This window comes from Streptomyces sp. NPDC002133 (assembly GCF_040296405.1).
Lineage (GTDB): Bacteria > Actinomycetota > Actinomycetes > Streptomycetales > Streptomycetaceae > Streptomyces.
Genome location: NZ_JBEOXF010000015.1, coordinates 1 through 13021, shown reverse-complemented (window position 1 = coordinate 13021; position 13021 = coordinate 1). Strand labels below are relative to the sequence as shown.

Genomic DNA, 13021 nt, shown 5'->3' with positions numbered 1-13021 from the left:
GAAGAAAGGCAAGTCGATGTGTGGAATTACGGGCTGGGTCTCGTTCGACCGGGATCTGACTCAGCAGCGCGTCCAGCTGGACGCGATGACGGAGACCATGGCTTGCCGGGGACCGGACGCAGGAGGCGCCTGGCTCGACCGGCACGCGGCGTTCGGTCATCGGAGGCTGGCGGTCATCGACCTCGAAGGAGGCACCCAGCCCATGGTGGTGCCCACCGACGACGGCCCGGTGGCGATCACCTACAGCGGTGAGGTCTACAACTACACCGAGCTCAGGAGCGAGCTGCTCCGTCGAGGCCATCGGTTCCAGACCCGCAGTGACACCGAGGTGGTGCTCCACGGCTACCTGGAGTGGGGCGAAGCGGTCGCCGAACAGCTCAACGGTATGTTCGCGTTCGCCGTCTGGGATTCCAGGGCCGAGAAGCTCGTGATGATCCGCGACCGGCTGGGCGTCAAGCCGCTCTACTTCTCCAGCACCGACGACGGGGTGCTGTTCGGCTCCGAGCCGAAAGCGATCCTCGCCAACCCGCTGGCCGACCACGCGGTCGACCTCGCCGGACTGCGGGAGCTGGTCAGCTTCACCCAGACGCCGGGGAGCGCGGTGTGGTGCGGGATGCGCGAGGTGGTCCCGGGCGGCGTGGTCACCGTCGACCGCTCCGGCCTGCGTGAGCGCCGTTACTGGACGCTGCCCACCCGTCCGCACACCGATGACCAGAAGACCACCGTCGCCACCGTGCGCGAACTGCTCGAGGACATCGTGGGCCGTCAGCTGGTCTCCGACGTCCCGCGCTGCACCCTCCTTTCCGGCGGTCTGGACTCCAGTGCAATCACCGCACTGGCTGCCGCCAAGCTCGGCCGGCCCGGGGAGCACGGCGAGCCCGGCGAGAAGGTGCGCAGCTTCGCGGTGGACTTCGTCGGGCGGGAGGACGACTTCGTCGCCGACGAGCTGCGAGCCACGTCGGACGCCCCGTACGCGCGAGCGGTGGCCGCACACGTCGGCTCGCAGCATGAGTCCATCGTGCTCGACCATGCCGCGATCGCCGACCCGGCGGTGCGCCGAGCCGTCATCACCGCACGCGACAGTCCGCTCAGCCTCGGTGACATGGACGCCTCGCTCTACCTGCTGTTCCAGGCCATCCGCGAGCAGTCCACGGTAGCCCTGTCCGGCGAGTCCGCCGACGAGGTCTTCGGCGGGTACAGGTGGTTCCACCAACCGGAGGTCCAGGCCGCCGAGACCTTCCCCTGGATGGCCGTCTTCGTCAGCGGCGCGCGGGCCCAGGTGTCCGATCGGTTCAACGCCGACATCACCGCCGCCCTCGACCTGCCCACCTACATTCGCGACCGCTACTCCGACGCGGTCGCCGAGGTCGAGCGGGCCGAGGGTGAGAGCGACCACGAGATGCGGATGCGGGTGATGTGCCACCTGCACCTGACGCGCTTCGTCCGGATGCTCCTGGAGCGCAAGGACCGGATCAGCATGGCCGTCGGGCTGGAGGTCCGGGTCCCCTTCTGCGACCACCGACTCGTGGAGTACGTCTACAACACCCCGTGGTCGTTGAAGACCTTCGACGGCAGGGAGAAGAGCCTGCTCCGCGCCGCGACCGCCGACCTGCTGCCCAAGTCGGTGCTGTATCGGGCGAAGGCTCCCTACCCTGCCACTCTGGACCCGCACTACACCGGCGCGCTGCTGCAGCAGTCCAAGGAACTGCTCACGACCGACGACCCGGTGTTCAATCTGGTCGACCGCAGCTGGCTGGAAGACATCACGCGGCGGGACTCGGCCACCATGCCGATCGACGTCCGCAACGGCATGGAGCGAGTGCTCGACCTGAGCGCCTGGCTGGACGTCTACCGCCCCGAGCTGCGGCTCTGACGCAGAGTTCCGGTCGATTCCGGACGGCTCTGGAACAGTGCCGCCGCTGCCTGCGAGCGGGGACGGTCGCAGGCAGCGGCGGGCAGCCGGCCGCACGCACCGCGTCAATATCCACGCCCACACCATGGATTGAGGGACCTGAGATGGGAACGGACAGTACTCAGCCCGAGGGGCTCGAAACCGACCTCGACCCGCGGGCCCGGCACCGTGCCGTCGTCGCGGACTACATGAGCCGCAAGGGCGAGAACCGATTGACGCGCTACCTGCTCTTCGCCGAGGATGGCAGCGCGGGCCTGTGGACCAGCGACACCGGCGAACCGATCACCTCCCAGGGGCACGAGAAGCTCAAGGCGCACGGCGAGTGGTCGCTGCGCATGTTCCCCGACTGGGAATGGAAGAACGTAGAGATCTTCGAGACACAAGACCCCAACAGGTTCTGGGTCGAGTGTGACGGAGAGGGGCAGATCCTTTATCCGGACTACCCGCCCGGCTACTACAAGAACCACTTCATACACTCGTTCCTGCTCGAAGACGGCAAGATCAAGCAGAACCGCGAGTTCATGAACCCGTTCCAGCAGCTGCGTGCGTTGGGTATCGAGGTGCCGAAGGTCAATCGCGGCGGGATCCCCACGTAGGGACTTCCCTCCGCTTTCAAAGAACCGGATGCGATCGCGCCGTCGAGCACCGGGTCATGCGTCGTGCCGGGCGACCAGCGCGCCGCCGGGCCCGGACGGTCCGTCGGTGCCCGTCGCCAGGTTCACCGTTGTTCGCACATACACCAAGGAGCATCAGGTGGGATCTCAGCTCAACCCGTACATCGCCTTCGACGGGGACGCACGGCAGGCGATGGAGTTCTACCACGAAGTCTTCGGCGGCACGCTGGAGTTGGGCACGTTCGGCGACTTCGGCTCGCCGGAATCGCCGGACACCGACAGAATCATGCACGCCACTCTCAGCACCTCGGACGGCTTCACGGTGATGGCGTGGGACGTCCCGGAGCGGGTTCCCTTCAACCCGGGCACCAACGTCGCGCTCTACCTCGGCGGCGACGACGCCAAGCTCCGCGAGTACTTCGAGAAGCTGTCCGTCGGCGGCACCGTGGCGATGCCTCTCGAGAAGCAGATCTGGGGCGACGAGGCCGGCACGTTCGTGGACAAGTTCGGGATCACCTGGATGTTCAACATCACCCAGAAGCAGTCCTGATCGACCACCGGGCCACAGCGTTCGAACCGGCCCCGAACCGAGGACGGACATCGTCCAACACGCCACCGCGACGTGCTGTCGCACCTGCCTCCACGCCGGCATGGCATCCCCGTCGGGCACGTACTCGACGACGCCGAGCGGCCCGATGCCAGGGAGGTGGTGTACCGGTGGATTGTGAAGCAGTACGCACCCCGCCACCCGTGGCCGTGATCAGGTCGAGGCCCCACGGCCGGCCGACGGGTGAGGGGTGAGGATCTCCCGGCGTGAGGTGGGACTTTCTGACGGCTCCGTCTCACACCGGGAGGTCCTCGGCCCCCCAGTGCTCGTGCGCATACCGCTCTGACGCCTCGCTCGGCGGTGGCGGGCCGGCTCCTCGCGAGGGAGCAAGGGGGCACGTCGTATCACCAAGTTCTATGTCGTGCCGTGGATGACCGCGGCGAAGTGGGCCGACCGGCATCGGTTGGTAGGTCGGGATGGTGAGGTCTCAATGACAGTCGACGTGCAGGCCACTCGAGACGTGGTCGACATCATCACCGGTGGATGGAGGGCGCAGGCGCTCTACACCGCGGTCAAGCTCGGACTGCCCGACCACATCGAGGCCGGCCGTGACACCGATGCCGAACTCGCCAAGGCAACCGGGGCGAATGAGCAGGGCATTCACCGCCTGATGCGCCTTCTGGTGGCCATGGGCATATTCGAGGGCAACGAGTCCACCGGCTACCGCGGTACCCGGGTCAGCGCGGCCCTGCTCGACGGCCCTCAGTCACTGCGCGACATGTGCCTGCTGTACGGCGAGGAGTTCTACTCCGCGTGGGGTCACGCCCACCACGCCATCAGCACGGAGGCCTCGGGATTCGAAGTCGCCTACGGCCAGTCGTTCTACGAATATCTCGGTCAGGACGCGGCCACCGCCAGGCGCTTCCAGCACACCATGAACGCCGCAAGCATGTTCTTCCACCAGGTGCCCGAGATCTTCGACTTCTCCGGCGGCAAGACGGTCGTGGATGTGGGCGGAGGGGGCGGGCACCTGCTCGCCACGATCCTCGGCGCCACACCGGATGTCAGAGGCACGCTCTTCGACCGCGAGCACATGATGCCGAAGGCGCGTGAGCACCTGTCCGCCACCGTCGGCCTGGACCGCGCCGAGCTGGTCGGGGGCGACATGTTCAAGGACGTCCCGGCGGGCGGGGACGTCTACATCCTCTGCCGCGTGCTGGCCGGCTGGGACGACGAAGCCGTCGTCGGCGTCTTCGAGAACTGCCGCCGCGCCATGGCGGACTCCTCGTCGCGGCTGCTGATCCTCGATCGTTTCGTCGAGGACGAGAACTCCTCCGTGCTGCCCGCACTGTGGGATCTGCACCTCCTGGTGACGACGGGCGGCGAACACCGCACCCTCGACAGGATCACGCGGCTGCTGAACCGGGCCGGCCTGGACATCGCCGGGACCGCGGAGCTGCCCATGGAGACGACCGCTCTGATCGCCGCGCCGCGCACCCCGTCGCAACACTAGGAATACGCACTGAATCCGACCTGGGCGGCGTCATGGCTCAGGGGCGAGACCGTCGGGTGGGGCACGAGTCATAGCTCGAACAGGAGATCTCCGGTGCTCAAGATGGCAACGATCGGCGTCTACGGCTTCGACGGCGATTCTTACCTGCAACGACTACAACAGGCGAACGTGCGCCTGCTGCTCGACGTACGTCAGCGCCGCGGTGTCCGCGGACCGGACTACGCCTGGGCGAACTCACGCCGGCTGCAGGCGGCGCTCGCCGAGGCCGGGATCGCCTACGAGCACCACCGTGAACTCGCCCCGACCACCGAGTTGCGTCACCTCCAGTACGCCGAGGACGACCGCCTAGGAGTCGGCAAGCGCTCACGCCGCGAGCTCGCCGCCGAGTACAGCCGCCGCTACACCACCGAGATCCTCGACCTGGCCGACCTCGAGCCGATCGTGTCGGCGCTGCCGAGCAGCGGGACCGCAGCGCTGTTCTGCGTCGAGCGCGACCCCGAGGCCTGCCACCGGTCGCTGGTCTCCCAGCGGCTGACCGAGCAGCACCACATCACCATCGAACACCTGCGGCCGTTGTGATGGGTCACAATCTTCCGGGCGGCGCGCCGCGACCGCGGATCGCGGTGTTCGCCGGACCGACGGCGACGATTCTGAACACACCGGACCTGGTCACGTCGAACAAGGCACGCGTACGCCACGGTCTGCCGCTGCGCCCCTCTCACTTCGACGTCCTGCGTCCTCAGCGGCTCGCGGCACCCGTGACGTTGTACATCGAGGCCTTCAGCGCGCACCCGCTCGAACAAGACGCAGCCGGCTTGTACGCCCCTCCGGACGGCTGGCTCGACAAGGACGGCACGTTGCACCACGAGCAGCCTCTCGACGACGCCACACCGGTGTACGTCGTCGAACTCGATCCCACCGACGGTCTCTATCCCCTCCCTTACATGGGCAGGCAGGCGGACGGATCCGCCTGGGAGGAGACCTCGACGGCACCGTTCGCACCACCGGGAGCCGCTCGGCAGACGTTCTACCCCGACGCCCGCCGCCTCTACGAGGAGATCGAGCGGTTCGGCCTCGGCGACCACGGCACGCCCGTAGAGCTGGGGTCGATCGCCGACTTCGACTTCTTCCGCGCCGCACCGTCGGGCGGATACACCAAAGGTCCCGATTCCGAACGCCTCGGGCAGGACTTCTTCGTCTACTACCCCTACCACCTCCAGAGCGAACCGGGCCTGGCGAACCTCGCCCAGGCGACCAACCAGGTCCAGGCCGTCCTCGCCACGGGAGACTACGCCGGCGTCCAATGGCTCGAGGGGAGTCCGACCGTCGACGAGACCTTGTACTGGCTCGGACTGTTGGTCGACACGACGGTGCCACTCGTCGGACACGCGGCTCAACGGCGCCACCAGTCCCTGAGTGCGGACGGCGACCGCAACGTGGTGGACGGCGTGAAGTTCATCGCGTCGGGCGTCGCCCTGGACGAGCGGGGCGAGGACCGCGTCGGTGCTTGCGTGATCGTCGACGAACTCGTCTATTCGGCCCGGGACGTGACCAAGGTCGACGCCCGACCGGGGGGTTACGAGGTCACCGGCGGTCATGGAGGAGTCGTTGCCGACCTGGGTGGCTACGGCCCCCCGCAGCTCACCTACCTCCCCGCCCGCAGGCACACCCATCGCTCGGAGCTCCGCGTCACCGTGCTCCCCCAGCGGGTGGCCGGCGTCGCCGGCACGTTGGACACGGGCGTGTCCTTGGTCGACGTTGCGACGAAGGACGCCGACGGACTCGTACCCGCCGCCATGCCGCATGTCTCGATCACCAAGTACAGCCGGTACGCGGCAACGGGGGCCGGCGCCGGCAGTCCGCCCATCGCCGACGTAGAGGTCGAGATCCTCGCACGGATCGACGCCAACCTCGCCAACACGCCACTGGCGGGCTTCGTTTGTGAAGGCATGTCGCCGTTCGGGATGGCCGACCCGACGAGGAACGCGGCACTGAGCGTCGCCCTCTTCGCCGGTATGCCGGTGGTCCGCACGGGCCGCGGCAACACCGGAGGCATGGCGTACCGGACCGACCCGACGTTCATCTCGGGCAACAACCTCACGGCCACCAAGGCGCGCATGCTTCTCATGGCCGCGCTGCTCAAACTCGGTGCCTTGCCCCCGGCCGCGGATCCCTTCAACCCGACCCTTGCCGAGCGTGCGGCCACAGAGCAGGCGGTCGCTCGATACCAGGCCCTCTTCGACACCCACTGACCCGCGGCACGCCGAGTCGGCGGCGAGGTCGGCGCGATCCTCGCCCGGGAGTTCGCCGCATGAGCCCCGATGTCCCCACTTCGAGAACGGAACCCATGGGTACGTACCAGTACGTGGTAGCCGACGTCTTCACCGACGTCCCGCTGGAAGGAAACCCGACCGCGGTCTTCCTGGATTCCTCCGGCCTGTCCCCCGAGCGCATGCAGCAGATCGCGCAGGAGATGCACCTGTCGGAGACTGTTTTCGTCCTCCCCGCAGAAGACGACGGTGATGTGCGGGTCCGCATCTTCACCCCGGTGAACGAGCTGCCGTTCGCCGGACATCCGACCCTGGGTACGGCCGTTGTGCTCGGTGAGTTGAACTCGGCGAAGGAGCTCCGGATGGAGACCGCCATGGGCACCGTGGCGTTCGAACTCGAGCGTGACGGCGACGGCCGGGCCGGCGCGGCGGGCATGTGGCAACCCGTCCCGACGTGGGAACCCTACGACCGTGCGGACGAGTTGCTTGCCGGTCTCGATCTGGTGGCCTCCGGCAGCATCCTGCCGGTCGAGGTCTACCGCAACGGGCCGCGGCACGTGTTCGTCGGCCTGGACAGCGTGGCCGCGCTCTCCGACGTGGAGCCGGACCAGAGGATTCTCGCGAGGCTGCCCGACATGGCCGCCAACTGCTTCGCGGGCTCGGGCACTCGATGGAGGCTGCGGATGTTCTCGCCCGCCTATGGCGTGGTGGAGGACGCGGCCACCGGCTCGGCCGCTGGTTCGCTCGCGGTACACTTGGCCCGGCACGGTCTGGTCCCTTTCGGAGAGTGGATCGAGATCTGCCAGGGGGTCGAGATCGGCCGTCCTTCGACAATGCGCGCTCGGGCCATGGGGACGCCGGATCGGATCGAGTCGGTCCAGGTGGCGGGGTCGGCCGTGGTCATCGCCCGGGGAACGCTGTACGTGTAGTGGCCGAACGTATGAGTGACCGAATCACAGAGGAAGGGCCGCGGCGCGTGTCCAGCAGAGCATCTTCCCTCGATCGTCTCGGGGCGCGGCCGATCATGGGGACTTCGGTAGGCCGAGGCGACCGAGGTCCTCGGACGGACAGCCGGCTCCGACGCCAAGGTGTGCTCTGTGCCGAGGGATGGGTGGCGTGATGGCTGCCGAGGATGAGGGGCTGTTCGCGTTACCGACGTCCGACGGAACCCCGGCCGCCGAGCCCGTGCGGGCCACCGCGCCGCTGGCGGTGCGGATGCGGCCGCGTACGCTCGCCGAGGTCGTCGGCCAGGCGCACTTGCTCCGTCCCGGCGCGCCGCTGCGGCGGCTGGCGGAGGGCGGGGAGGCGGTGTCGGTGTTGCTCTACGGCCCGCCCGGTACCGGGAAGACCACGATCGCGCGCTTGCTCGCCAACGTCGCCACCCGGCACTTCGTCGCCCTCTCGGCGCTGTCCAGCGGAGTCAAGGAACTGCGCGAAGTGATGAACGACGCGCGCCGTCGCCGCGACCGCCAGAACCGGCAGACCGTGCTGTTCATCGACGAGGTGCACCGCTTCTCCAAGACCCAGCAGGACGCCTTGCTCGGGGCTGTCGAGGACCGGCTTGTGCTGCTTGTCGCCGCCACCACGGAGAACCCGTCGTTCTCGGTGGTGTCGCCGTTGCTCTCACGGCTGTTGGTGCTGCAGCTCCAGTCTCTGAACGAGGACGAGGTCCGCGAGCTGCTGCGGCGGGCGGCGAAGGACGAGCGCGGCCTCGACGGTTCGGTCTCGCTGTCCCCCGAGGGCGAGGACGCCCTGGTACGCCTCGCGGCCGGCGACGCCCGTAGCGCGCTGACCGCGCTGGAGGCGAGTGCCGACGGGGTGACCGACACCGGCGGCACGGTGATCGACGTGCCGGCCGTGAAGCGGGCCATCGCCGAGACCACCGTGCGCTACGACCGGCAGGGCGACCAGCACTACGACGTCATCAGCGCGTTCATCAAGTCGATCCGCGGCTCGGACCCCGACGCCGCGCTGCACTACCTGGCCCGCATGCTCGTGGCCGGGGAGGACCCGCGGTTCGTCGCGCGGCGGCTGGTGGTGCACGCCAGTGAGGACGTCGGGCTGGCCGACCCCACAGCGCTGCAGGCCGCCGTCGCGGCGGCGCAGACGGTCCAGCTGATCGGAATGCCCGAGGCCCGCCTCGCCCTGGCGCAGGCCACCGTGCATCTGGCAATGGCGCCGAAGTCGAACACGGTGATCGTCGGGATCGACGAGGCCATGGCCGACGTCCGAGCGGGCGCCGTCGGTGAGATTCCCGCTCACCTGCGGTACGGCCGCTACGCAGGCGCCAGGGAGCTGGGCAACGCGATCGGCTACCAGTACCCCCACGCCGCCTCCGACGGAGTCCTGGAGCAGCAGTACCCGCCGGACGAACTCGTGGGGAAGGACTACTACCGCCCCACACAGCACGGCGGGGAACGCATCCTGCACGAGCGCCTCACGAAGCTCCGCCGTGCCGTCCGCGGCGAGTAGAGGCAGTGTCGCGATCGCGTGGCCCACGGCCTGCATGCCGAAGCGCCGACATCATCGGCGTGAGGTCGGCGGGGTCGGCGATCTCGGTGGCGTAGCTGTAGCGGCAGGGGAACTCGGCAGTGAGCCTATGGCGTGTTCGGAGTACTCGTAGGCGATCCGGGCACGGGCGAGGCCTTGTGCAGCGGGCTCGAACTCGCCCAGGCGTAGTCGGGTCCGCGGACACCGCAGAGCTGACATACGTCGAGCGGCAGGCGGGCGTCCGCGTGCCGCAGCCGTTGCAGGCAGGAATCGTTGCCGAAGCCAGAGACGCGAACGGCACGACCATGAGCACCAGAAATCACCGACCTGTCCGCTGCTCGTGCCGGTTCGACGGGCACGAGCAGCGGAAGAGACGAGATCACATCACGCGACGGCGGTGCCCTCGAGCTCGACCATCTGGCCAGGGATCGCCAGACGCGTCACCCCGAGCATCGTGGTGGTCGGCGCGACCCCGGCGGCGCCCAGCCGTCCCGCCAGCACGCCGTAGTGCTGGAAGAGCAGGTCGACGTCGGTCGTGTAGACGTTGAGCCGGACGAGACTCGAGAGGGACATGCCGGCCTCGGCGAGCACGGCCTCGATGTTGTCAATGCTCAGCGCCAGCTGCGCCGCCATGTCACCGTCGTGCTCGGGCTTGCCTTCCCTGCTCATCGCGGTCTGCCCCGAGATGAACAGGGTGCGCGAGTGCCCGGAGACGACCTCACCCTGGTTGAAGCCCATCTCCACCGACCACGACACCGGGTTGACCGCATTTCGTTCCATTGCCGCACCAGCTCCATTCGATTCACTGACAGAACGTACGTCCATCGGCTCGGCAGCCACCAAGCTTTGACGTCGCGTGAAGGAGCCTTCCAATAAAACGTGACATCCTTGGTCATGTATTTTTGCTAACGTTTTCATATGCGCGCCGACCGGTTGGTTACATTGGTCCTCCTCCTGCGCCAGCGCGGTCGGATGACCGCGGACACGCTGGCCCGTGAGCTGGAGGTATCCACCCGCACGGTGCTGCGCGACATAGAGGCGCTGTCCGCGGCCGGTGTGCCGGTCTACGCCGAACGCGGCCGGCACGGCGGTTTCGCGTTGTTGCCCGGTTTCCAGACAGCGCTCACCGGACTGAACCACGACGAGGCGCTCGCCCTGCTGGTCGCCGGATCACGGCGCGGCGCGCAGCTGTTCGGCCTCGGCTCGGCGCTCGCCTCGGCCATGCTCAAAGTGGTCGACGCACTGCCCGAAGGTCTTCGAGACACTGCGGCCGGCGCGGCGCAGCGATTACTCATCAACCCGGAGACCGACCTCCTCTCGCGCCGCGTGGCCGCAGATGAGGTGTCCGACACCATAGCGGCCGAGGTCCGGCGCGCGGTGTTCGCCGGACACAAGCTCCGCATCCAATACGCGGCTGTGGACCAGACCCCGAAGTGGCGCACGGTGGACCCGATCGGCCTGGTCACCGTACGCGAGCAGGGCTACCTGCTGGCCACGAGGGGCGGCGCGGACCGCACCTACCGGCTGTCCCGGGTGCTGGCCGCCGAGGCACTCGACGAACCTGCGCAGCGACCGGACACGGTCGATCTGGACCGGGCCTGGCAGGAACGCAACGCGCAGTTCCGGACCGGAGGCGACCAAGTCGCCGTGCTGGTACGGGTGGACCCGGCGCGGCGGGAGCACCTGGTGGGCACCGTGCTGGCCGTCTGCGCCGAAGAATCCGACGCGGATGGCTGGCTGCGGCTGAACGTGATCTTCCAAGATTCGCGACACGCCGAATGGGCCCTGTGGCAGCACGCCACGCACGCGGAAGTCCTGGCCCCGCAGGGGCTGCGTACCTCCCTGCACAACCGGGCCGCCACGATCGCCGCCCGCTATGGAGCGTCATCCTGAGAAGCCGTCCTGGGAGTTGACGCCGTCTTCCGACCGCGCACAGGCGCTTCACCGAGGGGAGTACCGTCCGAGTGCGGGCCAGGTTGCACCGCGTCACCCTCGACGAACCGGGCTCGCGCGGAGACCTGGACTGGTCGCGCTGCGCGATCGACTCGGTGAACATGCGGGTCTTGAAAGGGGGGTGGACCGGGGCAACACTCCCCCATTTTCATTTGACGCGGAGATCTCCCCAGCCCCACGCCAAGCCAAGCCATCAACCGCTATGGCGGCGTGTCAACGGCCGTTGAGTTCTCCCGCAGGCGGCCGGCAGAACTTCCCCAACCGCGCGGGGGGTGTGTCACACCATCGGGGCGATGCTGGTCTTAGTTGTCGTCCCGCCGCCGCGGGAATGGCTCGGTCGACTACGAGGAGAGAACCGTGACTGTTGAGTCCAAGGAATACGGCTTCGGTATGCCGTGGGAAACTCTCTACGGATACAGCCAGGCCGTGCAGGCAGGCGACACGCTCTACATCTCCGGGCAGTTGTCGCACGACAGCGCCGGGGCCTTCGTCGGGGCGGGCGACTTCGAACTCCAGGTCAGGACGACGCTCGACAACCTCGACCGAGTGCTGGAGCACTTCGGCGCCACCCGCGGCCAGATCGTCGAGACCACCGTCCTCGTCAAGGACCTGCGGGAGCACTTCGACACCGTCGCCCGGCTGCACGCCGCGTACTGCGGCGACCACCGGCCCACCAGCACCGTCATGGGCGTGTCCGACCTCGCGCTGCCCGACCAGCTCGTCGAGATCGGCGCGGTCGTCCGCCTCGACCTGGAGGCGTAGTCTCCAACGCCGGCGTGAATGCGCGGCCGCGGTCACCTGGGGCGCCACGGAGTGGATTCCGTCCGGTGTCTTCCATTCGCGCCCGGGAAAAGGGACGCGTAGCCCCGAGCCAGCCCCGAGCCCGAGCGCAGAGCTACGGCTCGTTCACCTCGTGCAGCGACCCGGACGGCAGCGGCTGGGTGCTCCAGGAAGTGACGACCCGGCTCCCCGGACGGTGACCTGACGGACGTCAGCCCGTCGAACGCCCGCCGCCGTCGCCGAGTGATCCAGTAGCGCCCGCCCCCGTGACACAGACCCGCAGAAGCGGAAAGACAGGAGCATCAGTGAACGACACCTCCCGCACTTACGACGTCGTCGTCATCGGCGCGGGCCCCGTGGGCGAGAACGTGGCCGACCGGACCCGTGCTGCGGGGCTCAGTACCGTCATCGTGGAGAGCGAGCTGCTCGGCGGCGAGTGTTCGTTCTGGGCGTGCGAGCCCAGCAAGGCGCTGCTGCGGCCGGTGCTGGCACGCGCCGACGCGCTCGGCGTACCGGGACTGAAAAGTGCGGTGGACAGGCCCCTGGACGTGGCAGCCGTCCTCGCGCACCGCGACGACATCGTCCACCACTGGCAGGACGAGGACCAGGTCGCCTGGCTGAACTCGATCTCTGTCGACCTCGTACGCGGCCACGGCCGCCTCGACGGCCCCCGCCAGGTCGTGGTGAGCACCCCCGACGGCGAGACGGTGCGGCTCAGTGCCCGGCACGCGGTCGCCGTCTGCACCGGCAGCGGCCCGGCAATGCCGGACCTCCCCCATCTGGACGACATTCGTCCCTGGACCAACCGTGAGGCGACCAGCGCCGACCGGGTACCCGGTCGTCTCGCCGTGGTCGGCGGCGGAGTGGTGGCCGTCGAAATGGCCACCGCCTGGCGCGCCCTCGGGGCAGAAGTGACCATGCTCGTCCGCGGCAGCGGGCTGC

12 protein-coding genes and 1 pseudogene are annotated in these 13021 nt (G+C 68.5%); 12 read left to right on the top strand and 1 reads right to left on the bottom strand.

Annotation, left to right across the window (positions count from 1 at the left end; all coding sequences use genetic code 11):
- Window positions 1–16: 16 nt before the first annotated feature.
- The 8 genes from asnB (at window position 17) to ABT078_RS17355 (ending at window position 9328) form a co-directional block, all read left to right on the top strand.
- Window positions 17–1873: an asparagine synthase (glutamine-hydrolyzing) gene (gene asnB, locus ABT078_RS17390; protein ID WP_351228521.1), complete on the top strand. Its 1857-nt coding sequence runs from the start codon at window positions 17–19 to the stop codon at window positions 1871–1873.
- 143 nt (window positions 1874–2016) lie between these two features.
- Window positions 2017–2508 carry a PhzA/PhzB family protein gene (locus tag ABT078_RS17385; protein ID WP_351228519.1) on the top strand — a complete coding sequence of 164 codons (492 nt, stop codon included), beginning with the start codon at window positions 2017–2019 and terminating at the stop codon, window positions 2506–2508.
- Window positions 2509–2665: 157 nt separating this feature from the next.
- A complete protein-coding gene (locus ABT078_RS17380; RefSeq protein WP_351228518.1) occupies window positions 2666–3076 on the top strand; it encodes a VOC family protein in 411 nt (136 codons plus the stop codon).
- Between the two features lie 487 nt (window positions 3077–3563).
- Entirely contained in the window at window positions 3564–4586 is a 1023-nt protein-coding gene (locus ABT078_RS17375; protein ID WP_351228516.1) for a methyltransferase, read from the top strand.
- A 102-nt stretch (window positions 4587–4688) separates the two neighbouring features.
- The gene (locus ABT078_RS17370; RefSeq protein WP_351228723.1) at window positions 4689–5165 is read left to right on the top strand and encodes a DUF488 family protein, N3 subclade; all 477 of its coding nucleotides are present in this window, start codon (window positions 4689–4691) and stop codon (window positions 5163–5165) included.
- A complete protein-coding gene (locus ABT078_RS17365; protein ID WP_351228514.1) occupies window positions 5165–6838 on the top strand; it encodes an asparaginase domain-containing protein in 1674 nt (557 codons plus the stop codon). The genes ABT078_RS17370 and ABT078_RS17365 overlap by 1 nt, the downstream gene beginning before the upstream one ends.
- Window positions 6839–6933: 95 nt before the next feature.
- Window positions 6934–7785 (top strand): PhzF family phenazine biosynthesis protein, encoded by an 852-nt coding sequence (locus ABT078_RS17360; RefSeq protein WP_351228512.1) that lies wholly within the window; start codon window positions 6934–6936, stop codon window positions 7783–7785.
- A 190-nt stretch (window positions 7786–7975) separates the two neighbouring features.
- The gene (locus tag ABT078_RS17355) at window positions 7976–9328 is read left to right on the top strand and encodes a replication-associated recombination protein A (RefSeq protein ID WP_351228510.1); all 1353 of its coding nucleotides are present in this window, start codon (window positions 7976–7978) and stop codon (window positions 9326–9328) included.
- A gap of 402 nt (window positions 9329–9730) precedes the next feature.
- On the opposite strand, the gene ABT078_RS17350 is transcribed toward ABT078_RS17355, so the two are convergent.
- Window positions 9731–10126 (bottom strand): RidA family protein, encoded by a 396-nt coding sequence (locus ABT078_RS17350; RefSeq protein ID WP_351228508.1) that lies wholly within the window; start codon window positions 10124–10126, stop codon window positions 9731–9733.
- Window positions 10127–10264: 138 nt separating this feature from the next.
- Between ABT078_RS17350 and ABT078_RS17345 the strand changes: the two genes are divergently transcribed.
- From ABT078_RS17345 to ABT078_RS17325, 4 genes and pseudogenes are all read left to right on the top strand, one after another.
- Complete coding sequence (locus ABT078_RS17345; protein ID WP_351228506.1) at window positions 10265–11239, top strand: helix-turn-helix transcriptional regulator; 975 nt, start codon at window positions 10265–10267, stop codon at window positions 11237–11239.
- Between the two features lie 32 nt (window positions 11240–11271).
- Window positions 11272–11430, top strand: a pseudogene (locus tag ABT078_RS17340) (IS5/IS1182 family transposase); the annotation flags it as partial.
- Between the two features lie 226 nt (window positions 11431–11656).
- Window positions 11657–12061 (top strand): RidA family protein, encoded by a 405-nt coding sequence (locus ABT078_RS17335; protein WP_351228504.1) that lies wholly within the window; start codon window positions 11657–11659, stop codon window positions 12059–12061.
- Window positions 12062–12384: 323 nt separating this feature from the next.
- Window positions 12385–13021, top strand: a 637-nt coding sequence (locus tag ABT078_RS17325) for an FAD-dependent oxidoreductase (RefSeq protein WP_351228502.1), incomplete at its 3' end; no start/stop codon positions are given.